At 63.2% G+C, this 26912-nt stretch carries 20 protein-coding genes and 1 tRNA gene; 9 read left to right on the top strand and 12 right to left on the bottom strand.

Going from position 1 to position 26912, the window contains the following annotated elements; translation table 11 throughout:
• Positions 1 to 9 precede the first annotated feature (9 nt).
• From WT97_RS22050 to glmS, 3 genes are all read left to right on the top strand, one after another.
• Positions 10 to 2154 (top strand): hypothetical protein, encoded by a 2145-nt coding sequence (locus WT97_RS22050; RefSeq protein WP_060354420.1) that lies wholly within the window; start codon positions 10 to 12, stop codon positions 2152 to 2154.
• A gap of 93 nt (positions 2155 to 2247) precedes the next feature.
• Positions 2248 to 3336: a hypothetical protein gene (locus WT97_RS22045; protein WP_060354419.1), complete on the top strand. Its 1089-nt coding sequence runs from the start codon at positions 2248 to 2250 to the stop codon at positions 3334 to 3336.
• Between the two features lie 49 nt (positions 3337 to 3385).
• Positions 3386 to 5203: a glutamine--fructose-6-phosphate transaminase (isomerizing) gene (gene glmS / locus WT97_RS22040; protein WP_059502013.1), complete on the top strand. Its 1818-nt coding sequence runs from the start codon at positions 3386 to 3388 to the stop codon at positions 5201 to 5203.
• Positions 5204 to 5400: 197 nt separating this feature from the next.
• On the opposite strand, the gene WT97_RS33320 is transcribed toward glmS, so the two are convergent.
• The 10 genes from WT97_RS33320 to WT97_RS22000 all read right to left on the bottom strand — a co-directional run bounded on the left by WT97_RS33320 (position 5401) and on the right by WT97_RS22000 (position 19321).
• Entirely contained in the window at positions 5401 to 5961 is a 561-nt protein-coding gene (locus WT97_RS33320) for an imm11 family protein (RefSeq protein ID WP_082751471.1), read from the bottom strand.
• Between the two features lie 44 nt (positions 5962 to 6005).
• Positions 6006 to 6632, bottom strand: a complete 627-nt coding sequence (locus tag WT97_RS34265; RefSeq protein WP_156440308.1) for a hypothetical protein — start codon at positions 6630 to 6632, stop codon at positions 6006 to 6008.
• Complete coding sequence (locus tag WT97_RS22035; protein WP_060354418.1) at positions 6632 to 10897, bottom strand: RHS repeat-associated core domain-containing protein; 4266 nt, start codon at positions 10895 to 10897, stop codon at positions 6632 to 6634. The genes WT97_RS34265 and WT97_RS22035 overlap by 1 nt, the downstream gene beginning before the upstream one ends.
• Before the next feature lie 21 nt (positions 10898 to 10918).
• Positions 10919 to 11377, bottom strand: coding sequence for a DUF1795 domain-containing protein (locus WT97_RS22030; protein ID WP_006482386.1), 459 nt, complete (start codon positions 11375 to 11377; stop codon positions 10919 to 10921).
• Between the two features lie 65 nt (positions 11378 to 11442).
• Positions 11443 to 11886, bottom strand: a complete 444-nt coding sequence (locus tag WT97_RS22025; RefSeq protein ID WP_060354417.1) for a hypothetical protein — start codon at positions 11884 to 11886, stop codon at positions 11443 to 11445.
• A gap of 43 nt (positions 11887 to 11929) precedes the next feature.
• Positions 11930 to 12799, bottom strand: a complete 870-nt coding sequence (locus WT97_RS22020; RefSeq protein WP_059498775.1) for an ankyrin repeat domain-containing protein — start codon at positions 12797 to 12799, stop codon at positions 11930 to 11932.
• Positions 12799 to 15798 carry a type VI secretion system Vgr family protein gene (locus WT97_RS22015; protein ID WP_060354416.1) on the bottom strand — a complete coding sequence of 1000 codons (3000 nt, stop codon included), beginning with the start codon at positions 15796 to 15798 and terminating at the stop codon, positions 12799 to 12801. The genes WT97_RS22020 and WT97_RS22015 overlap by 1 nt, the downstream gene beginning before the upstream one ends.
• Positions 15799 to 15945: 147 nt before the next feature.
• The gene (gene tssF, locus WT97_RS22010; RefSeq protein ID WP_257128547.1) at positions 15946 to 17820 is read right to left on the bottom strand and encodes a type VI secretion system baseplate subunit TssF; all 1875 of its coding nucleotides are present in this window, start codon (positions 17818 to 17820) and stop codon (positions 15946 to 15948) included.
• Positions 17821 to 18217: 397 nt separating this feature from the next.
• Positions 18218 to 18294, bottom strand: a tRNA-Arg gene (locus WT97_RS22005).
• A gap of 196 nt (positions 18295 to 18490) precedes the next feature.
• Positions 18491 to 19321 carry an undecaprenyl-diphosphate phosphatase gene (locus WT97_RS22000; protein WP_034206973.1) on the bottom strand — a complete coding sequence of 277 codons (831 nt, stop codon included), beginning with the start codon at positions 19319 to 19321 and terminating at the stop codon, positions 18491 to 18493.
• Between the two features lie 477 nt (positions 19322 to 19798).
• On the opposite strand from WT97_RS22000, the gene WT97_RS21995 reads away from it, so the two are divergent.
• The 5 genes from WT97_RS21995 to WT97_RS21975 all read left to right on the top strand — a co-directional run bounded on the left by WT97_RS21995 (position 19799) and on the right by WT97_RS21975 (position 25314).
• Positions 19799 to 20710: an aldose epimerase gene (locus WT97_RS21995; RefSeq protein ID WP_060354414.1), complete on the top strand. Its 912-nt coding sequence runs from the start codon at positions 19799 to 19801 to the stop codon at positions 20708 to 20710.
• A 131-nt stretch (positions 20711 to 20841) separates the two neighbouring features.
• Positions 20842 to 21543, top strand: a complete 702-nt coding sequence (locus WT97_RS21990; protein ID WP_012328258.1) for a peptidoglycan DD-metalloendopeptidase family protein — start codon at positions 20842 to 20844, stop codon at positions 21541 to 21543.
• A 367-nt stretch (positions 21544 to 21910) separates the two neighbouring features.
• On the top strand, positions 21911 to 23530 hold the full coding sequence (locus tag WT97_RS21985) for an acyl-CoA synthetase (protein WP_060354413.1): 1620 nt from the start codon (positions 21911 to 21913) through the stop codon (positions 23528 to 23530).
• Positions 23531 to 23600: 70 nt separating this feature from the next.
• Positions 23601 to 23924: a DUF2288 domain-containing protein gene (locus WT97_RS21980; RefSeq protein WP_059792427.1), complete on the top strand. Its 324-nt coding sequence runs from the start codon at positions 23601 to 23603 to the stop codon at positions 23922 to 23924.
• Between the two features lie 10 nt (positions 23925 to 23934).
• Positions 23935 to 25314: an MATE family efflux transporter gene (locus WT97_RS21975; RefSeq protein ID WP_060354412.1), complete on the top strand. Its 1380-nt coding sequence runs from the start codon at positions 23935 to 23937 to the stop codon at positions 25312 to 25314.
• Positions 25315 to 25333: 19 nt separating this feature from the next.
• On the opposite strand, the gene WT97_RS34655 is transcribed toward WT97_RS21975, so the two are convergent.
• A complete protein-coding gene (locus tag WT97_RS34655) occupies positions 25334 to 25510 on the bottom strand; it encodes a hypothetical protein (RefSeq protein ID WP_095211771.1) in 177 nt (58 codons plus the stop codon).
• 136 nt (positions 25511 to 25646) lie between these two features.
• On the opposite strand from WT97_RS34655, the gene WT97_RS34650 reads away from it, so the two are divergent.
• The gene (locus WT97_RS34650) at positions 25647 to 25817 is read left to right on the top strand and encodes a hypothetical protein (protein ID WP_175888554.1); all 171 of its coding nucleotides are present in this window, start codon (positions 25647 to 25649) and stop codon (positions 25815 to 25817) included.
• Positions 25818 to 26026: 209 nt separating this feature from the next.
• On the opposite strand, the gene WT97_RS21970 is transcribed toward WT97_RS34650, so the two are convergent.
• On the bottom strand, positions 26027 to 26833 hold the full coding sequence (locus tag WT97_RS21970; protein ID WP_034206968.1) for a GNAT family N-acetyltransferase: 807 nt from the start codon (positions 26831 to 26833) through the stop codon (positions 26027 to 26029).
• Between the last annotated feature and the right edge of the window lie 79 nt (positions 26834 to 26912).

Below are 26912 nucleotides of genomic sequence, written 5' to 3'. Positions count from 1 at the left end.
GAGCACACCATGTTGGCAAAGTCAGGCAAGTTCTTGCGGATCCTGTTCGCGCTGTTCGCGCTCGCGTTCGCATTCAGTCCAGGCGGCGCTCGGGCAGCCAGCAACCAGCTTCTCCTGTTGGTGCCCGACACGCTGACGCTGCCCGATTCGCGCGTGTCGGCATGGCTCGACAGTGCCCAGGAGGAAGGGTTGCAGATCAAGGTGATGACCGACAGCCAGTTCATGGCGGCCGGCGCGTCGCTGTCGCAGTATCCGGGCCTGATCCTGCCCGACCAGGTGCATACGACGGCCGACGACACGCTCGTGACGGCGATCCAGAACTATGCGCTGAACGGCGGCAAGGTGATGCTCGTCTACGATTTCGGCGTCCTGAACGCGGCCGGCTTCTACGTCAGCCCGAAATCGCGCTTCAGCAGCATGGTCGGTGTGGACTATGTGCTGTACGACCAATACGGCGGCAACATGATCGGCCTCGGCAACGTGACCGGCATGAGCAGCTGGCTGCGCACGCTCCAGGTGCCCCCCGGCAAGTCGATGGCATGGACCACGGCTTCGTCGTCCCCCACGACGGCGACCGCGCTCGCATCGACGAGCACCGCGGGCACGTCGACGAGTTCGACGTCGACGTCGGGCAGCGCCCTGTTTCTGGCCGCCAGTCCGTCGAATCCGGGTGGCCTCGTCAATTACAACCACGGGGCATGGTTCCAGTACACGACGCCGCCCACGGGCAGCGGCGTGTTGAGCCAATCGCTTCCGAAGCTTACCGGCACCGTGACCGGCAAGCTGAAGAAGACCACGACGTATACCGCCAGCTCGCTCCTGAGCACGTCGACCGGCAAGAAGGCCAACACGCTCGCGTCGACGCTGGCCACCAGCACCGACACGCTCGAAGGCATCTCCGGTTACGTATACGGCTTTCTCACCTATCCGAGTTTCGTCACGCAGGGGACGTATACCGGCACGACGATCCTGACTTCACCGACCTTCGGGCTGGTGTCCGGCTACAACACGTACGGCAACGGCGGCGTGCTGTTCGTCAACCTGCCGCTCGCCTACCTCGACGGCCAGACCGACGGCATGCTGATTCACGGCTACCTGCATTATTTCGGCACGCAGATGCTGAACCTGGCGTCGCTGTCGCCGCTGCCGAAGGCAATGCCGGGTCTCGTATTCAACTGGCACTTCTGCGCGGGCGACCAGATCCAGCCGGCGCTTTACCTGAAGAGCCTCGGCGTCTGGAACAACGGGCCGTTCTCACTCGTCATCACGGCCGGCCCCGATGAAGCGACATTCGGCGACGGCAACGGCATCAACCTCGCCAACAACCCCACCGCGCAGAATCTCGTCAAGTATTTCGTGACCAAGGGCCAGCACGTCGGCAGCCACGGCGGCTGGATCCACGATTACTGGGGGGCGAATGCGAGCGAAACGAACGCGAGCACGTTCACGCAGTACCTGGTGATGAACCACCAGGCCGTTCAGGCCGCGACGGGCTTGCCCGATGTCGAGTATGCGGCGCCGGAAGGCAACACGCCGACCTGGTCGGTCAACTGGCTCGAAAGCAACGGCTTCAACGGCTACTACTTCACCGGCCACACCGGCTCGCCGCCGACCCGCGCATACCGCAACGGCGCACTGCTGAACCCGGGCCTGTGGGCATACCCGGTGATGCCGTTCGGCAAGTACGCGACGTTCGAGGAGTTCCAGCAGTACGCGGTGCCGACGAGCGACGTGAACAACTGGTACGCATCCTTGATGAACTTCGTCGTCGCGAACCGCACGAGCCGGCTGATCTACGCGCACCCGCTCGGTGCGTCGTCCTACACGTCGACGTTGTCCGCGATCTTCTCGCAAGCCAATACGCTGAAACTGATGGGTCAGTTCAAGTGGTACACGATGAGCGACATCACGATCTTCGACCGCGCGCGCCTGAACGTCACATGGTCGGCCACCGACACGGGCAGCGGCTGGACGTTCGCCGCCAGCCACCCGACCAGCCTCGCGAACATGACGTGGCTGCTGCCGAAGAAGGGCTTCGCACTGCCGTCGATCACGCAAGGCAGCGGCAGCGTCGTCATCACCGACGCGACCTACTGGCTCGTAACCGCGAACGGCGGCACCAGTCTCACGTTCACCAGCGCCAAGGTGCACTGAGCCGCGACATCGACACACCCGCCGGCGCGCGACGCGGCCAACGCCGCACCCGGCGGGATTTGCGCAGGACCACCGCGCAGGAGCCCCCAGATCATGAACCGGCCCGCGCTTTTCCCGGCCGCACGCACACGCGCGGCGGCCACCGCCCGGCTATGCCGCCGGTGGTGCGTCGCCTGCTGTGTCGCCGCATGCGGCGTCGCGCTGCATGCGAACGCTGCCGAACTCCAGCTCAACGGACTCTACCAGCGCCCCGACGGCGCGATCACCGTACGCCTGAACGGTTCCGGCATCGATCCTTATTTCGCGGCGAAGGCGCTGCTCGGCGCCGCCGATGCCGGGCTCGACGCCCATCAGGCCGCGCTCGCATGGATCGCGTGGCTGTTGCCGCGCCAGCGTCCGGACGGCGGTTTCGATCGCTACTGCGTGAAGAACGGCCAGTACAGCGCCTGTGCCGAAGCCGACGCCGACGACGCGATGATGGCGACCTGGATCGAACTCCTCGCCCGCTTCGCGCCGCCCGACGGCCTGCCTGCCGCATGGGAACTCAGCCTCAATCGCGCAGGTGCGCATCTCGACACGCTGCTCGGCAAGCCCACCGGCGTTTACCAGATCTCGTCGACGCTGCACGTCGCGCTGCTGATGGACAACGTCGAGGTGCACAGCGCGTTCCGGGCGCTCGCGGCGTATTACGTCCGGCATGCCGATTACGCACGCGCCGGCCCGTGGAGCCAGCGCGCCGACCGGCTCGCGTCCGCGATCCTGAAGGTGTTCTGGCGCGGCATGCAGACTGGTTTTCGCGCGAGCACGCAGCGCATCAGCGACACGACGTTCTATCCAGCGAAAGTCGCACAAATCTTTCCGCTCCTGTCGGCTATTCAGGTTCCCGAACAATCGAACGAGACGATCTACGCGCAGTGGATGCAGAAGTACGGCAAGACCTGGCTTCAACTCGCCGGATCCGATTATCCGTGGGGCTTGATCGCACTGGTCGCATTCAAGATGAACGACAGGAGCACGGTCGCGTGCTGGCATGCGCGATCGGGCCCGTACCGGCACGGCGCGCACTGGAACGTACTGGAGGAGGCGCTTTACCTGGCATTCGAAAGCCGGATGGCCGACCCGATCGCGCCCGCTCAATGCGGCTTCACGACGGCGGCGACGACGGCGACCGCGTCGCGCTGATCCACGCGCGCGCACGGTCCAGGGACATCTACAGGAAAGGAGACGAGTCATGTGTGGCATCGTCGGCGCGGTCGCGCAACGGGATATCGTCCCGATTCTGATCGAGGGTCTGCGCCGCCTCGAATATCGCGGCTACGATTCATGCGGGGTGGCGACGGTCGTCGACGGCCAGGCACGCCGCGAGCGCAGCATGTCGCGCGTCGCCGATCTCGACGCCCACGTACGCAGCGCCGGCCTGACCGGCAGCACCGGCATCGCCCACACGCGCTGGGCAACCCACGGCGCACCCGCCACCTGCAATGCGCATCCGATCTTCTCGCGCGACGAAATCGCGCTGGTTCACAACGGCATCATCGAGAACCACGAAACGTTGCGCAAGCAACTTTCCGACGCACACTACGAGTTCGACGGTCAGACCGACACCGAAGTGGTCGCGCATCTGATCCACAGCAAGTATCGCGGCGACCTCCTCGCCGCCGTACGCGATGCGACCTCGCAACTGCACGGCGCCTATGCGATCGCGGTGTTCAGCAAGCACGAGCCGCAGCGGCTGATCGGCGCGCGAGCCGGCTCGCCGCTCGTCGTCGGCGTGAAGGACGGCGAATGCTTTCTCGCGTCCGACGCGCTTGCGCTCGCCGGCATCACCGACCGCTTCATCTTTCTCGAGGAAGGCGACATCGTCGAACTGACGCCGGGTGGCGTACGGGTGCTCGATCGCGCCGGCGCGCCGGTCGAACGCGCGATACAGACCGTTTCGTCCGCGCAAGGCGTGGTCGAACTCGGGCCATACCGGCACTTCATGCAGAAGGAAATCTTCGAGCAGCCACAGGCCGTGGCCGCGACCATCCCCGATGCCGGGCTGTTCGATCCCGCAGTATTCGGCCCGGACGCCGCGCGCGCGTTCGAGCAGATCGACAACGTGCTGATCCTCGCGTGCGGCACGAGCCACTATTCCGGCCTGACTGCGCGCCGCTGGCTCGAAACGATCGCGCGCATCCCCGCGCAGGTCGAGATTGCGAGCGAATACCGCTACAGCGACGCGCTCGCGATGCCGAATACGCTGGTGGTCAGCGTGTCGCAATCCGGCGAGACCGCCGACACGCTCGCCGCGCTCAAGTATGCGCAGGCGCTCGGCCACATCGACACGCTGGCGATCTGCAACGTGCCGACCAGCGCGATGATGCGCCAGACCGGCTTGCGCTTCCTGACACGTGCCGGCCCGGAAATCGGCGTCGCGTCGACCAAAGCGTTCACGACGCAGCTCGTCGCGCTGTTCATTCTCGCCGTCACGCTCGGGCGGCTGCGCGGCTACGTCGACGACGCGCAGCTCGCGCGCTACACGATGCAGTTGCGGCGCCTGCCTGGCGCGCTCGAAGACGTGCTGGGGCTGGAGCCGCAGGTCGCACGCTGGGCCGCGGAATTCTCGCGACATGAAAACGCGCTGTTTCTCGGGCGCGGGCTGCACTACCCGATCGCGCTCGAAGGTGCGCTGAAGCTGAAGGAAATCTCGTATATCCATGCGGAAGCGTATCCGGCCGGCGAGCTGAAACACGGGCCGCTCGCGCTCGTCACGCATACGATGCCCGTCGCCACGATCGCGCCGAATGACGCGCTGCTCGAAAAGCTCAAGTCGAACATGCAGGAAGTGCGTGCGCGTGGCGGACAGCTTTATGTGTTCGCGGACGCCGATACGCGGATCGACAACGGCGAAGGCGTGTCGGTGCTGCGGATGCCGGACTACTATGGGTTGCTGTCGCCGATTCTGCACGTCGTGCCGTTGCAACTGCTCGCGTATCACGCGGCGTGCTTGCGGGGTGCGGATATCGACAAGCCGAGGAATCTGGCGAAATCGGTGACGGTGGAGTGATGGGCGGTTTGCCTCTCGCATTCGCTTCAACTGATCGAGTGACAACGTTGCTGCTCCGCTAAATTCTTTTCGTTGGCCTACCCGCGCATAGAGGCCAAGAAGCTGACCACCCCCAACGTATGATTCTCGCAACTTACTCTCGTGAGATCGAAGCCGCCTGCACCAGGCTCGGACCAGTCACACAGAGTTGCCAAACCCTATTTATCAGACTGAGAAATAATCCCGCTGAAATCGAACCCCTTTAGCCTATTTTGCTCTACAAGCTCTCTAAAACGCTCGGATACGAATACTGTAGCAGGACTTTCTTTTAGGCGAAATATATCAACCCCTTCAATTTGACTCTTCAGAAGAAATATTTTATTAAAAACCGTTGCCCGAGGATAGACTTTGAATTTTGATGCAGCCATATCGACAGCATTCTCTATCACCCGGGTTACATGAAATCCGGACATGTCTTTTATCGGGGCATCGACCTGCAATATCTCCCCGCTGTCACGAAGTACCGGCGCCAATACATCCAGCGCCCTCTCACTAAACACGAGAAACGGAGATAGCATCGTATGAACGTCGCCAGTCTTTTTTCTGCGCGAAGTGCCCCACGTAAGCTTAACGGGGTCGTAGTCGCGGCCAAACCCTCGCCCACATAGCGTGGTTGCTCGTATAGCTACGCTCTTGTCATATGCGATTTCACAGTCATCATCGACTTGAACGAGAGGCTGAAATGCTTCATCCTGCCTCAAACCGTAAACGTCACTCACGCATTGCCTCACATCCAAATCATAGCGCCCAGATAAATAGCGGCCTACGGTGCCTCACCCCAAGGGTCATAGGAATAGCTTTCATCGATCGGCGAAAAATCAATACCTTTCAATGCGCATCGCTCCACTTCCGACTTAAACCCCTGACTACATACCAGCTCCATTGTTTCGGTACATCTAAAAAGATTGCCAGCACAGTCGTCGCGCGGAATGAAGGTTTTGATCCAACTATACATTGGAGTCCCTGGAAACAACTTATTCTCGGCGACCTCTTTTGTTTCCAGATCCCGGTCCTCGGAATAGTCCGACTTTTGTCGATCAAGCAGAGACTCATGATCTGCCGGCAAGAAAATTGAATACGCCTTATTACCCGCTGGCTTTCCACCCGCAACGATGCCAATGGGGACCGCCCTATATCTAACCCCCAATTTTTCACACGCAGCCAAAAACTCTTTTGACACGTAATTCGTTTGCGCTCCATAGAAATCGAAATCAATCGAAATCGATGGATCTGATAGCGTGAAAATATATTCATGCTTTACATCGACGCCAAACGGATCAGCCACATACATCGGCCACTCCCATTCATCACGGTTCAATTCTCCCGATAGGTATGGAGGGCAGCCTGGGTCTCCAGCGCGGTATTTAACAACAAAGAAACGTGCATTCATCAAAGTAACCTTCCCGTTATTGCATCAACCAAATATTTACCGGACTCCAATCCTTCTCTCGCCATATTTTGAATGCGCCCGACACCGAGCACAAGTTGCGTATCACTGAGACGGCCCGCCAGGAATTGTTGGTTAAGTTTCGTTAGCTCAGTTTCAATGGCCGCAGTGTATTGCCCGTGGTTCGACCAATGCCCAGGGAGCTCCAGCGTTTGGGCAAGCTTGGAGCTACCGGGCAGGAATATGCCATTAGACGCACCATCGCCATCGAATCCCATCCCGCGCAACCGGCTGAACATAGCCGCAAAGTCAGGGTGCTTCATGAGTTCTTCAGGAATCAGATGGTGGTTCGCCATACCATCATGCGGGCGAGCCCCCATATTTTCCCCGAGCTTTGTGGAACACCACCCCATCGGATCGATTCGGGTCAATGGGTTTGATGCGTACGCGTACAAATTGTCGCCGCCCACCAACCCAATCGGATCCTGATTGATGAACCGTCCCACGTCCGGATCATAGAACCGGAACGTGTTGTAGTGTAGCCCCGTACTTTCGTCGGCATACTGACCGGCATAGCGCAACGGCTGATCTGTCCGCGCGGTCGCGAGTTGCCGCTTGCTCGGCTCGACTTTGCCCCACGCCGTGTATTGCCCCGCCCAGGCGAGCTCGCCAGCCTCGTCGGTGACCTCTTGCGGCGCCCCTGCCAGATCCGTATGGAAGTGGTAGATCCGCGACGCGCGCTTCGCCGTATCGATCGCGGCCGCGGCCAGGGCCTCCGCGATCACCGCATCGACGCGGGCAGCCGGTGAGTACGCATCATCAGGGCTGTACACATAGCTGCTCACGCCTGTCTCGCGCACTTCCTGCGCGAGGCGCAAGCCTTCCCATACGAACCGTTTCGTCTCGCTGCGCAGTTTCACGCCACGCAGGTCGAAAGTGGTATCGGTCTTCGAAATACGCCGACCCAGCGAATCGTACTGGAAGCGCGTTTCGACCACGCCACGCGCGTCTTGCGTACGCACCGCGATCAGTCGATCCTGCCCATCGTAAGTGAAGCGCTGCTGCTGGTTGGCTCCGCGTAACTTCGTCGCCAGATTGCCGAACGGATCGTATTCGAAGCGCAGGTCCTGCCACATTCGCAGACGGTTGCCTTCGACGTATCCGCGACTCTTGCCCTGTGCGCCGTCGAGCATATTGCCCGCGGCATCCCAGGCAAATTCCTCGAGTTCACGATCCATGGTGTTCACACGACGTGTCAGCTGTCCGACCGGATCATAGCTGTACTGCGTGCTGCCACGCAGGCTGTCGCTGGTCTCGATCAGTTCGCCCGTCGCGTCGTACCCGTAGTTACGCCACAACTGGCCGCGTCCTCGGCCGAGTGCGTCCGGTTGGAAGCCGGCGGACTGCCAGACTCTTCGGCCAAGCGGATCGTAGGCAAAACGCTGAGTCAGCCTTCCCTGCGTTCTCGCGATCTCACGATGCAAGTCGTCACGCTCGAAGTCGCTCACCACCTGATCACCACAGCGGATCTGGTGAACGTGACCGGAGCCATAGCGCAGCATCTGTAGCGTCTGGTCGTTCGGTAGCTCGAGCGATATCACGTTGCCCAGTTCATCAAGGTTGTATTCGACGTCGCCATTCGCACCGTGCTCGGCGACAAGACGACCAACCTTGTCGTACTCGAAACGCACCACGTCCACCGTGATGCCGAGTGCTGCACCGGCGGCCGTCGGTGTACGTTCGACTCTCACCAGTTGGTCATTCTTGTTACGCTCGTAACGTGTAACGTCGGTCGGCGTATGCTGGACCTTCAGGTTACCCATCCGGTCGCGTTCGAATCGGATCGTACGGATCGGGCGATCCGCCGTCGCATGACCGTCCGGCGAGCCCACGATGTCCAGCCCCAGCAATTCACCGCCTTCGCCATACTCGAATCGCCGCTGGACACCGTCGGGCCTCGTTTCGGTCAACAGACGGCCGCCGGCGCTGTACGTGAACACGTAGCGTGCGTGGCCCTGCTGGAGTTCGCGCAGGCGCCCCGCTACATCATAGTGATAGCGGGTCCGTCGTCCGGCAGGATCGATCGCTTCGACAAGTTGACCGCGGGCATTGCGCAGTGACTGTTGCATCCGGCCTCCGAGGCCGACATGCCGCACGACGAGCCCAGCCGCGTCGTATTCGAAAGTCTCCGTGCTGCCATCGGGATACGTGATGCGACGTGGCTCGCCGGTCGGACGTATGTCATATACGACGCGCTGCCCCAGGGCATTCTCCCGTGCAAGCGGCAGTCCGAACGCGTCGAAACTGCTGCGCGTGGTTTTACCAGAGCAGTCCGTATAGGCAACCAACTCTCCGAGACGATTCCACTCGAGCGTCTTGCGTCCGCCACGCGCGTCGATATGTGCGATCGGCAACGCAGTCAATCCCTTCGGATACTCGTAGCGATTCTCGTGGCCAAGCGGATCCTTGGTCGACAGCAACCGGCCTTGCGGATCGTATTCCGCCCGCCAAGCGCCGCCGTCGGCCCCGACGACTTCCACGGGCCGCATGCTGTTGCCGTCGTAACGAGTCCGAGTCGTACGGCCCAGCGGATCAGTCTCGGCGACGATCCGGCCTGCGTCGTCGTACTCGAACTCGACCGTGCGCTCACCCGGCAGCATCAGCATCACCGGCATGCCTGCGTCGTTGTACTTGATCCGGTAGAGTCCTCCGTCGAAGTCGGTGTACTCGACAATCTGAAACTGTGCGTCGAAGCGCCAATGTGCGGTGCGGCCATCGGCGTTCCGAACACACGTCTGCCGCCCGCCGATGTCGTATTCGAACGACCAATCCTCGCCTTCGCTGGTGCGCGTCGCAACCACGCGCGGCTGCCCTTCGATCACCGACCATGCGTAGCTCGACGTAAAGCCCAATGCGTTCGTATGGCTGGTCATCAGGCCACTGGTATACATGAACTGGCGCACGACGGCCCCATTTGCATCCGTCACCGACGCCAGTTGGCCGTTCTCATCGTATCCGTAGGCGACGGCCAGTCGGCGCTCATCGCCATGAACGAGCGTGACCGCGCCAAGCCGCCCGTGCTCCTGCTCGTAATCGAGAACGGCATTCAATCCGCCGCACGTCAGAATCTCGGTGACGCGGCCGCGGCTATCGCGCTCAAACTGGCACCACTGCCCAGCCTGATCCTCGATGCGGCGCACCCAAGCGATGCGGCCGGAGTCCGGCTCGTATCGGCCGAAGTCGTAATACGTCTCGCCAATGTCATGCAGGATGTAGCGCCCGTCGGGCGTACAGGTAAGATACCGTTGCTCCGCCTCGCTGAATGCGGCTTGCCCGGCACGCAGCAACGGAAATCCGCTCTCGCGCCCTTGCGCGTCGATGTACCAGAGGTGCCCGTCGCGGGCATGCAGACGAAGCTCCCACGGCGCCACCCAGCCGCGGCCAAGCGTCCCTGCATAGTCGATACTGCTCGAATAGAAACGCTTGATCGCGACCGGCATCGGGCTCGGGATCACGAAGTCCGTTTCCGATTCGGCCAACAGGATCTTTCTTCCGGTCGTGACGTCGACCGGGTTGCCGAACATCCCGCCGAGCGCCTTGTTAATCGCTGGCCCGGCAACGTACCGCCCGAACGCCTCACCGAGCACGTACCCGCCGATGAACTTCGCAGCGCACGGCAGGACCGCACGCGATAGCCCGCCCGCCTGCTTCAACAACCCGCCTAGCCCGCCGACCAGCCCCGCCAACACGAACGCCCATTCCGTCGCCGTTCGCAGCCACGGCGGCACCTCGTCGTCGACCGGCAGGTATGTCTGGGTGCCGCCGTGAAAGAACGTGTCGTGAGAACCGTCGCCGATCGTCGCGCCGCAGGTAATCTTGTCGTCCTTGCGCGCCGCGGGCCGCCCGTTGATGAAGATATTCGTCGATCCTTGCGCGACAAGCGGAATGGGATTGTGCTTGCTGCATGCCACGCCGCTCAACGTCGCATAGGCCGCCGAGAGGGAGTTGACGTAGACGTCCGGCGAACCTGTAATGATGTTCCCGGATTGCGAGCTGAACATCTTCCCAATCGACTCCCCTATTGATAGGAGAGCCTGCGCTCCGATACCGGCCATCATGCCGGCCAGCAACGCCACGCCGAATCCACATGTGAAAGTGGCGAAGGCGACTGCGGCGATCAGGGCAATGCCCAGCACGGCGCCGACCAGAAAGCCCGCCAGCGCGCTGGTGTGATCGATTGGATCGGTGACTCGTGCGGCTTCGTACACGATGATTGTCCTTTGCTGTTGTTATGCCGACTCTTGTTCTGCAGGACGGTAGCCGTCGAGCCAGTTGCGCCACAATGCATCGAGCGTTTCGCCGAAGCTCTTCGCGCTCGACGCGGTAAAGATCAGCACGCGTCCTGGGGCAACGATGAATGCGCCTTGCCGTTGAAAAACGGTCTTCGGACCGTTCCTATAGGCGGCGTCGATACGCTCCCCAGGCATTCCATCAGTTTCAGGCCCAAGCCGTTCAGCCTGGCGCGAAAGCACCCGATGTCCCTGCAACCTCGATTTGAGCAGCGCGATCTGCCGATCGATATACGGCGCAAGGGTCTCTCCGTCCTTCAGCCAGTCGCGTGCGACACTGAGGTTCGGCTGTGCGGCTGTATCGGCCGGCACGAACAGGTTGGTCGTGCGATCCTCGAAACCGTTCGGCAGAACGATGCTGCCTTCGTGAATCCGGATACGGTTTTCGGAATCCGTCATGCTGGTTCTCTCGTGATGTGTAGTTGTTGGAATGAGTGGAAATAAGCGCCCACTCGCGCCACCACTCATTTTCCTTGCAGCGCGACCGCGCTTTCCCGGCGCAAGTGCAAGCTGCCCGCTAGCAATACGACATGTGCGACGAGCCACGCGTAAAACGCAACGCCGTAGCCGGATATCGGCGTCGCATCTGCTTCGTTGAAGTACCACTTCGTCGTGAGCAGTGAACAGAGCGCACACGCGAGCGCAGCGGCAGAAAGCTGGCTCGCGCGGGTATATCGGCTCCGAGCGAGCTGGACGGCCGCGGCAACGTAGAGCGGATTGGCCAGCCATGCTGGATTGAGCATGAACAGTCCCCACCAGCCCTGGGCCAGAACCGACAGCCCACTGAGCGACGCTTCCTTTTCGAAATGCATCGCAGGCAAAGTCAGCGAGAGGAGGTACAGCGCCCCGGATACGCCGAGAACCGTCTCTCGCCTGATACGCGGCGTCGAATCAAAAGCGTTCAACATTTCCCGAATCCATTGGACGTCGCTACAGCCATCACGCGTGCGTTCAATCCGTCTGGCCGGCCGGTGTCACAACCTTCTCGCCGCGAGCGCGCATCGCTGCGCGTTGCGCCTTCGGATCGAGCGGCGGCCACGGCGCGCCGGCCGTTACGATCTTGCGGCGAATCTCTTCGATGCGCGCACGCGCCGGCGAATCCGAGGTCGTATGATTCTTCAACTCGTTCTGCAGCACCCAGCCGTACGACACGCCGAGCTGGCTGGCAATCTTCGGATCCGCGCCGTGCGAGAGCAAGTAGTCGACGACATCCCACTGCTGAATCATCGTCGCCTCGAAGAGTGCCGTCTTTCCGAGCGAATCGCGAGCATTCACGTTCGCCTTGTGCTCGATCAGCAGCTTCAGCTGAGGCAGCAGCCGGTTCTCTGCAACCGCGAAGATCATCGGTGTGTCGCCGTTGTACTGCCAGTTGGGATCGAGCCCGCTGTTCAACAACACGCGCAGAAGGTTGGGCGTATCGGCCCGCAATGCGACGTCGACCACCGATCCGCCGCTGGCACCGACCGGCGCCTTGGGGTCCGCGCCGTTCTTCACGAGCACCGAGATGATCTGGTAGCGCGGATTGGACGCGTCATTCTTGACCGGAACGATTTCCTGCACGGCATACGACAGCAGCGTCGTATTCTTCGCGCCCGGCGCATTCAGATCTGTCTTCGGCGCGAGCTGCTGGACGCGGCTGAGATCGCCGTCATGAATGGCCTGCGCCAACGTGAGTTGCTGCCCCGAAAAGAAATCTTCAGGTGCGTATCGCTTGAAGCCAGTCATGTTCGTCCCTTGGGCTTGAGTGGGCCACCAGAGCGGCGAGGACACTCCAACGAGTGCAGCAATCGCGCCGGCGGTTATCGCTTTTTTATATCGCATCAGTGAGATGAATTCAGTTGGGAGACCAGGTCGAGTTGATCTTTCGCGACCTGCTGGTTGATCCCGTTCGTCACGTCACCCATCAGGTGACGGCCGACCGTGGTCACACTCTCACCGTCGAGCGTGACGGGGCTGCCAACCGCCTTGGGCATCAGCGCCGCCGTACCGTCGCTGATCGGCCCGAGCCGGCCTTCCTGCAGGCCGGTCAGGATATCGCCGTCGACGCGGTAGGCCGTGATGTTGGCCGGCTGAGCGGTCCCGCCGTATTGCGCGACGGTCTCCGGATTGAGGCCAGCCGCATTGAAGGTCACAGCCGAACCGCCGCTGGCCTCGGCTGCAGCGGACGCCAGGCCACCGCCGAGCGAATGCCCGGTGAAATCGACGCCGGCCGACGCGCCCGTGGTCTCGATGTTCTTGCCGATCGTGACCGCATTGCGGTAATACGGCGCATCGGCGCCGAGCCCCTGCGCCATATTGTTGCTCATGTCTTCGCCGAAGAGCTGCTGTGTCCCCTTGAACGCGACCGTCGGCTTCATGCTGTCGCCGAAGACATTCGGATCCGGGATGTACATCTGCGATCCGAAGTTACTACCGCTTTTCTCGAAGTCGCTCGGCTTGAGCCCGAAAGCCTTCAACGCTTCCGGATCGTTGGTCGCCATCTTCCACCCGGTCGGCGGCGGATCGTTCGGGTGATACACGTGATCCGCGAGTTTCGCGAGTTGCTGCGCCTTCAGCGAACTCGCCAGCTTGGCCGCCGCCGCGCGCGTCGCCGGATCGGGGCTCGCCAGCCCCTTCGCGATCGTCGCCTGCTCCGCCGCCCACTCGAGCGCGAGCGCCTGTTCCGCGGACTGCGCACTGCCGCGATTCAGATGGATGACCGGCCCGTCGAGATAGATGCCGTTCGCGTTGATGACGATCGTTGACGGACCGAAGGTCAGCTTGATGCTGTCCGGCGTCATCGTCACGACGCCATCGCCAACACGATGCTCGATGCCGTCGCTCGCCTGATGGCTTTGCATTCCGGGCCCGGCCTTGCTCGCGATGGCCTTGGTATTGATCACGTTCGCCGTCGTGTCGCGAGTCAGCGCAATGGTTTCCTTCAATCCACCCTGCGCGATCTGCTTCGTCTCGCTGCCCTTGAGCAGCGACACCGTGCGTCCGCCGGCTTCGACCGTATGCGTCTCCGAATCCTTGATGACCGTGTTCATGTCCTTCTGCGCGTGCAGAAAGACCTCTTGCGCGCCGTTCACGTCGGAGAACCGCAGTTCGTTAGAGCCGGTGCCCTTGTGCGTCTGGCTCTTGATCCCCATCGTCTGCCCGGCAGCCCCGTGATAAGGGTTGCCCTGCTCGCCGTTGTAGACGCGGCCCACGATGACCGGATTGTCGGGGTCCCCTTGATTAAACGCGACCAAGACTTCCTGATTGATCCGTGGGATGGCGGCCGCCCCCCACCCGTCGCCCGCCCAAGGTTGGGACACACGGATCCACATCGAATCCGATCCGTCCAACTTGCCGCGACGGTCCCACAGGAAGTGCACCTTCACGGCACTGCCGTTCGTGTGAATTTCTTCGCCCTTTGGGCCGACCACAATAGCCGACTGCGTGCCGTGAATGACGGGCTTTGGGGTATTCCTGGCCGAACGATACGGAAACTTCTTCGGGAGCAGAGAAAATGTGTTGCGGTACGGAAGTTTTGCGTTGTGTTCCGTGTAGTCGTTCACGGCCTCGTGACGAACGTGCAGGATGGCGTATTCCTGATTGTTGGCCATGACCGGATGGTTCGTCACCGTCACGCTGCCCGCAGTTGTCATCCGCCACGCGTAGCCGCTACCCGTATAGCGATGTGCACTCGCCTCTTCGGCCTGCATCGCGATGCGGGCGTAACGGTCGCCGTCATCGCCGTGGTCGAACAACGACTGGTGTTCGAACCGCTCCGTCGTCTCGAGACCCGCATGGCGGAGATTCTCCGGCTCGGCCTGCGCCAGCATCAGCGGCGACGAGGGGTTCTGGTGATTGAAGTCGCGAAAAGCGATCTTGCCGACACCGAAACGCCGGCCTTCATGCAACTGGTCGATACCGTTGTCTTCACTCGCCGCGCTGGCGGCATAAGGCAAGTTGGCCAGCCCGTCGATCGGGCGAAAAACGAAATTCGTATCGCCGATGACGAGGAAGTGCTTTTCCTTCTCGTAGCGGTGCGTCCAGATCAGGCCTTCCTGCTCCATCAGACGCGCACAGAAGTTGTAATAGGACTCTTGGTACATCACGATGTATTCGAGCGGCTTCTGCGCGGTCCGGATGTCGAACTCGAAATCGGTGAACCCGTGATCCTGGAAAATCTCGGTGAGGATGTCCTGAGCGGTCTTGTTCTGGAAAATCCGGCAGTCCGTCGAACGCGTCAGAAACCAGAACCACGGCGCCACCGTCATTTGATATTGCGTCACCTTGCCCGGGTTGCCCGCCCGGTCGAACGATGTGACGTATCCGTCGAAGTAGCGAATGCTGTCGGCCCCGCCTGACGAGACGATGCGCTCGAGCGTGGATTGCCGGGCGCTTTGGTCGAATCGAATCTTGATCGGTTGCCCGATCAGCTGATCGGGCACCAGATCATGTTGGTGCGACAGCAAATCGAGGTGGATTTCCGGCAATCGATTGACGTGTTCATCAATGACCGCGGTGCTGACCAGCAGCACGTCCGGACCAAGCGGCGAGTCAATGGTCACGTATCGATTTAGCTGAGTCAGTCGAGCAACGCCGCCAGCCGCATTGTTGAGCGCGTCCGCAATCGCTGCCGGCGTTTTGTTCATTAGCGAGAAGCCGGTCTGCGCAAGTTGAACCGCGCGTTGCACGGTGTCGATATGACTCGCGACGCCGGCGAGCGGGCCAATCTGGCCTGCCACCGTGGATGCGACCGGCCCGGCAAGGCCGCCAAGCGCGCTCAGCGAGCCCAACAGATTCCCGCCGGAACTGGCCGGAATACCGCCATTCGGGGCGAAACTCATTTGAATTCCCTTTATTTTCGTCTCAGGTTCTGTCCTCAATTGGCTCACCAGCTTGAGGCCCCGCTACTGTAGGACAAAACGTTTGCCAACGAAAGATACCTGAAATTCCTTTGCAATTTCCCTACTGATACCCTTTCCACCCGCCAATCAAATTAGCGGTTGGGAACCGCCGCACGGTTCACCGCGTCGCAGTACCGCACCGGTCTCTGCCGAGACCAATACGATTTGCACGAAGCTGGTGACTGGAACGTACGGGGAAAATAGTCGATCCATCACGCGCCCCAATCCGGCGAGACTGAATTGGACGAAACGCTGCTCGTCGATCACGAGCCTGACCTCCAATCCTTGGACGAACGCTGAAGCCGGCTTGCCTGGCATCCAGCGCCGCACCCATTCAGTCGAGAGCGACACGAGCGCGTCGAATCTCCGGCCGGCGTCGGGCGCGGACATGCCGAAGCGGGTGCACAAGCGCTTGAACTCATTGAGGCCTTCGGCGTTCAGCCGTGCTGCCTGCGGAACCAGCCACGACAGCAGTTCCCACAGGTCGCCGCGGCGGAGAATCGGCGCGGGACTTGCACTGGGCTGAGCCAACATCTCGATCTCGTCACCAGAGTCCCCATCGCGCACGGCTAACTGGCGCTCGCGCATGTCCGCCAAGTTGCCATTTGTGCAAGACAGCACGATGTCGAGTTGGCGTTGCGCAGCCGGATCGACGGGCTCGCCGCGAGCGTTCACAAGCGCGAGCTCCAAGCCACGCAATCCGTCTGCGCGCGCTCCAGTTGCCTGTCCGCGCAGCGCTTCCTGTCCCGTCTTGCCGGGCTCGGAAGGCGGCTTCGGCGCACGCCGGGCTTCGTCGCGCAAAACAACCCAATACGGGCCTGGCGCTGCGCCAAGCGCGTGCTGCAAGGATTCGAATGGCGGCAGAAGCGCGGCACCCTGGGCGGTCGTTATACGGACCTGATCAACTGACCAGATCTCGGTCGTGGCTGCGGCCTTCAGCGAAAACGGTTTCAGCGCATAGTACGCTTGCCCAGCCTTCGTTTCGATTGGCTCCGCATTGCTCGAGAACAAGTTGACGACTGGTGTGCAAAACAGCCGGAGATTGTCGGCCGACGCTGCGCTCAGCCGTTGAGCGCGACGTGAGTCGGGGTGGACGCCGGCAAGGGCCAAATGCAACGTGATCCGGCGCGCACCGCCCGCCAACCGTTTCAACCGCGCAAAATCCAGATCGAGGTTGTCAAATCGAGCGGGAAACGCGCCGTACTCCATCAACAGATGAAACGGAGCAATCGCGTTGTCGCGAGGCGGCGGAAGCAGCGCGTCGGCATCGTCGAAACCTGCGGCCGCCAGCGGCATTTCCACCCGACGCCAGCGCCCGTTGCCGTCCAGTTCAACGAAGGCACGCGTGGCATGGATCAGCACGCCGTCGGCGAGCGCAGCCACCACCTCCCTCTCCCCCGCCAAGTGCAACCGCAGCATATCTGGAGCGATGGAGAACTGGGCTGACGGTGCCGAGAGCTCAAGGGTGAAAGACAAAATCCCCGTCGCGTCGGAAGGCAGTGTCGTTTGCATCGGCGCGACGGTCGACGTCGCGTAACGTACAGCGGAAACGGTCACCGGCACCAACGTGACGTCGGCGGCAGTGCGGAACACCAGGCGGCTATTCGGCGCCACCAATTGGGTGCCGCGTGGAACTATTCGCGGCTCGGTCTGCTTGCTGTCTCGATTCACGCGAAATTGGGCCATCGCACAAGATGGAAACGGCCGCAGCAACGGTCCGTGGATTGCGGCAATCAACGCGTGAGTAAACTCTGGCACCTCATCTTCGAGTCGGATGTCGTGCCGAGCGCACATCAACGCGAACGATTGCAGCAGCCGTTCGACGTGTGGGTCATCCGAGTGCTCACCGGACATCGCAAGACGAGCCGCGATTTTGGGGTAAAGCTCGGCGAACGCACGCGTCGAGCGGCGCAGCAGACCCAACTCACGCTCAAAATGCGGTAGAAGATCCTCGGGTTCCATGGCCATACGCGTTTCAGATGGTCACGCCGATCTTTCAATCGGTACCGTGCTCATGGGTAGACGCAGCGATTCTAACCGGGCGTCGCGCACGGTTATGAACGAATGCAACCTCAAGCTAACGTTGGGTCGATTTCTCAGATTCTGATAGCACTCGACCTCTGCCTCGGCACAAGCCAGCCGTTTACAGACAGCTCATCGCAAGAGCCATATTGCACACCTAGCCGAGACACCCGCTTACCACAAAGGCAATCGCAGGCTCGCCTGCATCGCTCGCGAGTGGCGTCAGCATGAGATTTGCCTCGGTTGACGTAGACGCAATCTGGTTACACAGCGGTTACACAAAGAATTTTGGGCGAGATGAGGACTGGCGAACAGGCACGCAAGCACTTGATTTGACTGGCCCGCCCTACACGATTCGAACGTGTGACCTACGGCTTAGAAGGCCGTTGCTCTATCCAACTGAGCTAAGGGCGGTCGAGGGAGAAAAGACACGGCCTGACGCGGACCGCATTGGAGCATCGGGCTTTTGAGCGACGAGCAGCGGCAATACCGCCCGCAACCACAACCACAACCACTCAAACCCCCGAAACAAAACGGGCCCGACACGAAGCCGAGCCCGAAATTATACCCGATCATTGCGCCGGATCACGCGAGACCGGCGCCCGCGGCGTCAAACCGGCTGCGGATGCAGCATGAACCAGCCGAGGCAGAACACGCCGGCGATCACACAATACACGCCGAACGACGCGAGCCGGCCGCGCCCTTCGAAATAGCGCATCAGGAACCGCACGCTTAGGTACGCGGCGATCGCCGTCAGCACGCCGCCGAGCAGCGCATCGGCGAGCTGATCGCGCGCATGGAACAGCTTCGGCAATTCGAGCACGCCCGCGGCGAAGATGATCGGCGTGCCGAGCAGGAACGAGAATTCCGCCGCCTTCTCCGCCGTCAGCCCGGCCGCGTTGCCGGCGATCATCGTCAACCCGCTGCGCGAGAAGCCCGGAATCAGTGCGCCGATCTGCGCGAGGCCCACGAAGAACGCCTGCTTGAACGTCATCTTCTCGGGCGGCCGATGTGCGCGGCTGCGCTGAATACGATCGCCGAGCCACAGCAACACGCCATTGACGATCAGCGCGATCGCGACAATCCGCAGATCGTGAAACACGCGTTCGATGCGCTTCTCGAGCAGCAGCCCGACGATGCCGGTCGGAATCGTGCCGATGATCAGCGCCCACATCAGGTGCCCGTCGTCGTTCTTGCGGCCGCCGAGCTGCGCGAAGAAGCCGCCGATCAGCGCGATCCAGCGCGCGCGGAAGTACCACAGCAGCGCCAGCGCGGTGCCGAGGTGGAGCGCGACGAGAAAGGGCAGCAGTTGCGGCGCGTGCTTGTCGATGTGCATGCCGAACAGCGCCGGCACGAGCAGCGTATGGCCAAGACTGCTGACGGGGAAGAGTTCGGTAACGCCCTGCAGGACGCTCAGGAATACCAGAAACCAGAGGCTCACGCGTCGGTCCTTTTAGTGAAGATTAAGCGGGAAGGAAGGCGGACGACGCGATGCGCGTCCTGAAAAACGCGCCCCGATTATGCCGAGGCAGGATTACTGCGCCAAGGCATTTGGCAGGATATTGCGGCAATGCACACAAACGCTTGCAATTTGTAAGCGCTCAGAAAGCACAAAGCCCGCCATTTGCATGGCGGGCTTGTAGGCTTCGGCAGAAATTGCCGTCAGCGGCCGAGCTGATAGAAAAATAATACCGTGCTGCCGGTAAACATGCCGAACAGTGCGATTCCCATTGCCATTGCCAGATCCATGGCCCCCTCCGCGAAGTGTCATGACCCGGCAACATCACCGGTTTAGAGGCATTATCCAGACCGTCGACGGCGTTAAAAACTCGCAATTTCCCGAGAAGGGTTTTCCCCGACCGCCCGCGGCCCGATAATGGAACGCACGTTGCTCCAGTCACTTCCAACCCGATTCGCCATGCCCACCTTCCAGCAACACGACATTCACGAACTTCACGCCGGCCCGTCGCTCGCCCGGGTCGCTCCGCAATTCGGCGGCCGTCTGCTGTCCTGGCACGTCGATGGCGAACCGGTGATCTTCTGGCCGGAAACCGCCGATTGGAACAACCTCGCCCGCGTGCGCGGCGGCAATCCGCTGCTGTTTCCGTTCCTCGGCCGCCACCGCGTCGACGGTGAAATCGGTCGCTGGCGCGACGCCGCCGGCGTGGTTCGCGATCTGCCGATGCACGGTTTTGCGCGCGACCTGCCGTTCGACGCGCAGCCGTCGACCGACGGCGCCGCGCTAACGATGACGCTCGACGCGAACGACGCGCTGCACGCGAGCTACCCGTTCGATTTCCGGTTCGAAACGACCTACCGGCTGGCCGACGCGCATACGCTGGAAGTCGCGCTGACGACCGCCAATCGCGGCGACACGCCACTACCCTATTACGCCGGCCACCATTTCTACTTCGCGCTGCCGCACGACGAGCGGGCCGACACCCTCCTCGAGCTGCCGCCGACCCGCCGTTGCCAACAGCGCGCGGACGGCTCGATCAGCCCGCTCGAACAAGGCGAAGCCCGTTACCGCCTTGACAATCCGGACATCCTCGATCGTTTCCACTGTCTCGACGGCGAGCCGTCCGCGCCGGTGCGCATCGTGATGCCGGGCCGCCGTCGCACGATCGAGATCGCGCTGGACGTGCCGGGCTCGATCCCGTGGTATGCGGTCACGACGTGGACCGAAAAGCCGGATTCGGACTTCTATTGCGTCGAGCCGTGGCTCGGCCTGCCCGATGCGATCCACAACGGCCTCGGGCTGCGCATGCTCGCACCGGGCGCGACCGAAACGGCCACGCTGCGGATCCGCGTCGCCCCGCTCGCCGGCTGATTCGGCACGCATCGAACCGGGGCGCGGCGGCCCGCCTGCGACCGAAACTGCGGTGCGCGGGTCGAACCCGTTAAAATCGGACGTTTTGTGTTGCCTGCCGCGTCACGCGCGGCAGGGTTTTGCGAGGTTCAATGTTCGGAACAACAACGAAGCGACTCTTCGCAGCCGCCTGCGCCGCCCTGCTCGTCGCGTGCGGCTCCGCGCCCGTCGGCCCCGGGTTCTATCGCGTCGAGCGTGGCGACACGCTCTACAAGATCGCGCGTGAAAACCGCACGTCGGTACAGAGCATCGTGCGCTGGAACCAGATGACGAACCCCGATGCGATCGAAGTCGGCCAGGTGCTGCGCGTCGCACCGCCGCCCGGCACGACCACCGCATCGACGCCATCGACCACCGGCACCGGCAGCGCGGGCCGCGCGCGGCCGGCCCCTTCCGCGCCAGTCGAATCGGCCGTGAAACCGGCCACGAGCATTGCGCTGATCTGGCCGGCGGCCGGCAACGTGGTGCGCACGTTCGACGGTTCGAAATCGAAGGGCATCGACATCGCGAATTCGCCGGGCACGCCCGTGGTCGCGGCCGCACCGGGTGTCGTGGTCTATGCCGGTAACGGGTTGCGCGGCTACGGCAACCTGATCATCCTGAAGCACAACGCCGATTACCTGACGGCCTACGCGCACAACCGCGCGTTGCTGGTGAAGGAAGGCCAGTCGGTCACGCAAGGGCAATCGATTGCCGAGATGGGCAACAGCGACAGCGATCGCGTCGCGCTGCATTTCGAGTTGCGCTATGGCGGCCGCTCGATCGATCCGTCACGCTACCTGCCGGCGCGCTGAGCGCGCGATGGACGACACGCGACGCCGGCGCGCATCGCGTGCCGTCACGGCGAAAACGGAAAAAATCGAGTCAGCGCTTGCGCAGACGTCCGGTGAAACGGCCGGACAACGGATCGACATGACGAGCGAACGCCACCAGCACACCGATTCCGATCAGGCTGAACCCCGCAGCTATCAGAAGCAAATCCATGGTCACACCACTGTTTTGTCTTGATCTTATGCGTCATTGTGGAATCGTGCACTGAGCCGTAACTGTTGGACGAGTCAGAACATTCCCTATCAGCGAACACCATTGTGAATTCGTCTGCGTGAAATCCTGATGTAAGCCGTTCACCCGACGCCACGCCGACATCCGGGAGACCATGCGATGCTGCCCGCCGCCGACCGCTACGACCACCTCATCTCCCGCTTCCACTGGGACATTCCGACGCATTACAACATCGGCGTGGACGTGTGCGACAAATGGGCCGACGGCAGCGGACGCCTCGCGCTGATCCACGAAACGGCGCAAGGCGACGTCTCCCGCATCACGTTCGACGACCTGAAGAATGCTTCTAACCGGCTCGCGAACAGCTTTGCGCGCGCCGGCCTGCGGCGCGGCGACCGGATCGGCATCTTTCTCGGGCAGGGCCCCGAAACGGCGATCGCCCATCTCGCCGCGTACAAGTTCGGCGCGATCGCCGTGCCGCTCTTCACGCTGTTCGGCGTCGATGCGCTCGAGTACCGGCTCGCGAACAGCGAAGCCTCCACGCTCGTCACCGACGCGGCCGGCTACGCGAAGATCGCGCCGCTGCGCGCACGGCTGCCGGCACTGCAAACCGTCTACTGCATCGGCGACGATGCGCCCGATGCGCCGGGCGTGCTTCGCTATGACGCGGCGCTCGCCGCCGAATCGCCGGACTTCGTGCCGGCCGACACGGCCGCCGACGATCCGGCCGTGATCATCTATACGTCCGGCACGACGGGCAAGCCGAAAGGCGCGCTACACGCGCATCGCGTGCTGCTCGGCCACCTGCCGGGCGTCGAGATGTCGCAGCAGTGCTTCCCGCGCGACGCACGCCTGTTCTGGACGCCCGCCGACTGGGCATGGATCGGCGGGCTGCTCGACGTGCTGCTGCCGTCATGGCATCACGGCGTGCCGGTACTCGCGCGCCGCTTCGAGAAATTCGACGGCGACGCGGCGTTCGCGCTGATGGCGCGGCACGGCGTCACCCACGCGTTTCTGCCGCCCACCGCGCTGAAGCTGATGCGCGCCGTCGCGGCGCCGCGCGAACGCTACGCGTTGTCGCTGAAATCGGTCGCAAGCGGCGGCGAATCGCTCGGCACCGAATTGACGGCGTGGGGCCGCGACGCGCTCGGCGTGACGATCAACGAGTTCTACGGGCAGACCGAGTGCAACATGGTGCTGTCGTCGTGCGCGGCGCTGTTCGATGCGCAGCCCGGCGCGATCGGCAAGGCGGTGCCCGGCCATGCGGTCGCGATCGTCGACGCTGAGGGCGCGCCACTGCCGCCCGGCGTCGAAGGCCGCATCGCGGTGCGCCGCCCCGATCCGGTGATGTTTCTCGAATACTGGCGCAACCCCGGCGCGACGCGCGACAAGTTCGCGGGCGACTACCTGCTCACCGGCGATACGGGCACGATCGATGCCGACGGTTTCGTGCGCTTCGTCGGCCGCGACGACGACGTAATCACGAGCGCCGGTTACCGGATCGGCCCGGGCCCGATCGAGGATTGCCTGCTCACGCATCCGGCGGTGCGAATGGCGGCCGTCGTCGGCGTGCCCGACGCGACGCGCACCGAAATCGTCAAGGCGTTCGTCGTGCTGAACCCCGGCCACGCCGGCGACGCTGCGCTCGTGAGCGCGCTGCAGGAACACGTGCGCACGCGACTCGCCGCGCACGAGTATCCGCGCGCGATCGCGTTCGTCGACAGCCTGCCGATGACCGCCACCGGCAAGATCGTGCGCCGCGCGCTGCGCGACGCGTGAGCGGCCCGCTCGCTCGGCCCGCCCGGCCGGATGGTTTATAGTGGCGCCACGCAGTTTTTCCAAGAAACCGATGTCCTCTGATCAACACTCCGCCACGGGCGCGCCGCACAGCCCGCTCTACGCCAAACTCCTCGGCGAGACCGCCAAGATCGACTGGTGCGATCTCGAGCGCTTCTTCGCGCAGGGCAAGCTGCTGTCGGTTGCGCGCGACCTCGATCTCGTCAGCGTCGCGGAAGCGGTCGCCAGCGACGATACCGAACAGGTCACGCGCTGGCTGTCGTCCGGCCTCGTCGCGCGCATGCCGGCCGAGACCGCAGCCGACTACGCGGCGCGCAATCCGGAACTGTGGGCGGTCGTCGTCTCGCCGTGGGTCTGCGTACAGGAACGCGCCTGACGCGTCCGCCATGTCCGAATCCGCCTTACCTCACGGGGCCGGCGGCGCTGCGGCCGCCGTCACGCATCGGCGCGTCCTCGCGCTCGCGTTCCCGATCGTCGTCGCGAACCTGACCCAGCCGATCCTCGGCGCCGTCGACACGGCCGTCGCCGGCCACCTCGACGGGGCGCAATATCTCGGCGGCGTCGCGCTCGGCGGGCTGTTCTTCAATTTCGTGTTCTGGGGCTTCGGCTTCCTGCGGATGGGAACCACCGGCCTCGTCGCGCAGGCGCATGGCGCCGGCAACGCCGCCGGGATCCGCCTGAATCTGCTGCGCGCGCTGATCGTCGCGTTCGCGCTCGGCGCCGCGGTGCTCGCGCTGCAGGCGCCGCTGCTGTCGTTCGCGCTGTCCGCGCTCGGCGGCAGCGACGCCGTCCACACGACGGCGCTCGCATACAGCCACGCACGGATCTGGAGCGCGCCGTTCGCGCTCGCGAACTACGTGGTGCTCGGTTACCTGCTCGGCGTGCAGCGCGTTCGGCTCGCACTCGTCGCACAGGTGTTCATCAATGCGGTGAACATCGGCGCCGTGCTGCTCTACGTGTACGGTTTCGGTTGGGGCATCGCCGGCATCGGCGCCGCGACCGCCACCGCGGACGCGTGCGGCTTCGCGCTCGGCGCGTGGATGCTGTGGCGGCTGCGGCCGCGCGGCCTTGCACCGCTCGCGGTACGCGCGCTTGCCGATCGGGTCGCGCTCAAGCGGCTGATCGTGCTCAATCGCGACATCTTCCTGCGCACCCTGTGCCTGCTCGGCGCATTCGGGTGGTTCGCGCATCTCGGCGCAAAACAAGGCGACGCGACACTCGCCGCGAATGCGCTGCTGCTGAATTTTCAGACCTTCATGGCGTACGGCCTCGACGGCTTCGCGCATGCGGCCGAGGCGCTCGTCGGCGCGGCGGCCGGCGCGCGCGATCGCCACGCATTCCGGCAAGCCGTGCGCGTCACGCTGTTCTGGTCGGCGCTCGGTGCGCTGCTGTTCGCGCTCGTTTACTGGGCCGCGGGCGGCTGGATCGTCGCGCGTCTGACCGATCAGGCCGAGATCCGCGCCGTCGCGCTGCGCTACCTGCCGTGGGCCGCGATCTCGCCGATCGTGTCGGTCTGGGGCTTCCTTCTCGACGGCGTGTTCATCGGCGCGACGCAGACGCAGTCGCTGATGCGCGCGATGGTCGTGTCGTTGTCGATCTTCATCGCGGCCACGCTCGCCGCCGTCGACACGTTCGGCAATCACGGTCTCTGGTTCGCGCTACTGCTGTTCATGGCGGCGCGCGGCGCGACGCTCGCGCGCTACTTGCCGGCGCTGTTGCAGCGCATTGGCGCGGACCCGCAGGCCGCATCCGCGGCCCGCGCGTGACAGCGGGGCCGAGCGACCGTTACTGCACGGGTTTCGGCGACGGCGCGTCGAGCATCGACGGCGGCGTCATGTCGGTCGGCACGCCGCGATAGTCGGCCGGATCCTCGGGCGGGTGACCGCGGCGCGCCTGGCGGGGATCGCTGCTGCAGGCGGCAAGAAGGGATGCGACCAGCACGGCCAGCATGATACGGCTCATCAGGTAGGGCTCCAGAAAACAGCGCGCCCATCGCACGCCGGGACCGCGCCGAGTCTAGCGGAAATCCGGTTTCGGGGTTGCGCCGTGCATGTCCTACTATGTACGCATGGCGCTGTGCCGTTGAAAGGAGGCTGCCATGTCGTCTGAGGAAATTGCGGGCCTGATCGGCCTGTTCATCGGTGTGATGGTGCTGGTCGCGCTGTCGTACTTCGAGTCGCGCGAATACAAGCGCAGCCACGAAGGCGAAGGGATGATCCACCACTGGATGGCGGAACACCACCTGCTCGACTGGCGGCGCAAGCACTGAGCGCGCGCCGCTGCCGTACGGCCCTCCTCGGGGCCACCGCGAACGTGCCGCCCCGCGGCACGGTGATCGCTGCGTATCGCTGAAAATTATCAGGGGCCAGGTACGCACACGTGAACCGCATACACGAACGCCGTCGCGCGGCACAGGCCACGCGACGGCGTTCGCTTGCGCGCGCCGCACCTCGGAAGGTGCGACGCGATTCGACCCGCTCAGCCTAGGAAGTGGCGGGCGTAGCGCGCGTTGATGTCCGACAGGCGGAACAGCGTCAGGAAATCCGCGCAGTTGAAGTCGGGATCCCAGGCCGGTGCGCCGCAAATCTTCGCACCGAGACGCAGGTAACCCTTGATCAGCGGCGGCGGCGCGACCACGGTGCCCGTCTGCAGTTCGTCGACCGGCAGCGCCGTGTGCGGGAACGCGCGATACTCGGGCGCCGTCAGCGAGCCTGCCGACAGCGACTGGTACAGGTTCGCCGCATAGTGACCGCCATCGGCCATCGACACGCTCGCGCAGCCGAGCATCGTTTCGTAGCCGTTCTGCATCATGTACGCGCCGAGGCCGCCCCACAGCGCCATGATGACGGCGCCGCTGCGGTAGTCGCTGTGCACGCACGAGCGGCCGACCTCGACCATCTTGCCGCGCAGGTGCGTGAGCCGCGACAGGTCGAATTCGCCTTCGGCGTACAGGCGGCCGACACGCGCCGCCTGGTGCGGCGGCAGCACGCGGTACGTGCCGACGACTTTCAACGTGTCGAGATCGCGGACCAGGAGGTGGTCGCAATACGCGTCGAACGGATCGACGTCGAGCCCGGAAGGGCCGCTGACCTGCGCGCCCATCTCTTCGGCGAACACGCTGTAGCGCAGGCGCTGGGCTTCGCGCAATTCGTCTTCCGTACGCGCCCATGCGGCGCGCAGGCGATACTCCGATGTGACGGTTTCACTGGCGCGCGGCAGGTGACGCCGCGACGTGTCGAGGGGCAGCGAGGCAAAAGGGAGCGTAGGCGTCGGCAGTTCTCGCATTAGGCTTTCCTGGTCGTAAGGAATAGGACGACATGCCCGCCAATGTAGTAATCGGCCGTGACCGTTATGTGGCACGACC

This window comes from Burkholderia sp. MSMB1459WGS, from assembly GCF_001534535.1.
Taxonomy (GTDB): Bacteria; Pseudomonadota; Gammaproteobacteria; order Burkholderiales; family Burkholderiaceae; genus Burkholderia.
This window is presented reverse-complemented; position numbering and strand designations above follow the sequence as displayed.

What these genes read in the sequence shown, in the direction of transcription:
- WT97_RS22050 (WP_060354420.1), top strand. Translation starts at nt 10, where the DNA reads ATGTTGGCAAAGTCAGGCAAGTTCTTGCGGATCCTGTTCGCGCTGTTC.
- WT97_RS22045 (WP_060354419.1), top strand. Translation starts at nt 2,248, where the DNA reads ATGAACCGGCCCGCGCTTTTCCCGGCCGCACGCACACGCGCGGCGGCC.
- glmS (WP_059502013.1), top strand. Translation starts at nt 3,386, where the DNA reads ATGTGTGGCATCGTCGGCGCGGTCGCGCAACGGGATATCGTCCCGATT.
- WT97_RS34265 (WP_156440308.1), bottom strand. Translation starts at nt 6,632, where the DNA reads ATGAATGCACGTTTCTTTGTTGTTAAATACCGCGCTGGAGACCCAGGC.
- WT97_RS22030 (WP_006482386.1), bottom strand. Translation starts at nt 11,377, where the DNA reads ATGACGGATTCCGAAAACCGTATCCGGATTCACGAAGGCAGCATCGTT.
- WT97_RS22025 (WP_060354417.1), bottom strand. Translation starts at nt 11,886, where the DNA reads ATGTTGAACGCTTTTGATTCGACGCCGCGTATCAGGCGAGAGACGGTT.
- WT97_RS22020 (WP_059498775.1), bottom strand. Translation starts at nt 12,799, where the DNA reads ATGCGATATAAAAAAGCGATAACCGCCGGCGCGATTGCTGCACTCGTT.
- WT97_RS22015 (WP_060354416.1), bottom strand. Translation starts at nt 15,798, where the DNA reads ATGAGTTTCGCCCCGAATGGCGGTATTCCGGCCAGTTCCGGCGGGAAT.
- tssF (WP_257128547.1), bottom strand. Translation starts at nt 17,820, where the DNA reads ATGGAACCCGAGGATCTTCTACCGCATTTTGAGCGTGAGTTGGGTCTG.
- WT97_RS21995 (WP_060354414.1), top strand. Translation starts at nt 19,799, where the DNA reads ATGCCCACCTTCCAGCAACACGACATTCACGAACTTCACGCCGGCCCG.
- WT97_RS21990 (WP_012328258.1), top strand. Translation starts at nt 20,842, where the DNA reads ATGTTCGGAACAACAACGAAGCGACTCTTCGCAGCCGCCTGCGCCGCC.
- WT97_RS21985 (WP_060354413.1), top strand. Translation starts at nt 21,911, where the DNA reads ATGCTGCCCGCCGCCGACCGCTACGACCACCTCATCTCCCGCTTCCAC.
- WT97_RS21980 (WP_059792427.1), top strand. Translation starts at nt 23,601, where the DNA reads ATGTCCTCTGATCAACACTCCGCCACGGGCGCGCCGCACAGCCCGCTC.
- WT97_RS21975 (WP_060354412.1), top strand. Translation starts at nt 23,935, where the DNA reads ATGTCCGAATCCGCCTTACCTCACGGGGCCGGCGGCGCTGCGGCCGCC.
- WT97_RS34655 (WP_095211771.1), bottom strand. Translation starts at nt 25,510, where the DNA reads ATGAGCCGTATCATGCTGGCCGTGCTGGTCGCATCCCTTCTTGCCGCC.
- WT97_RS34650 (WP_175888554.1), top strand. Translation starts at nt 25,647, where the DNA reads ATGTCGTCTGAGGAAATTGCGGGCCTGATCGGCCTGTTCATCGGTGTG.
- WT97_RS21970 (WP_034206968.1), bottom strand. Translation starts at nt 26,833, where the DNA reads ATGCGAGAACTGCCGACGCCTACGCTCCCTTTTGCCTCGCTGCCCCTC.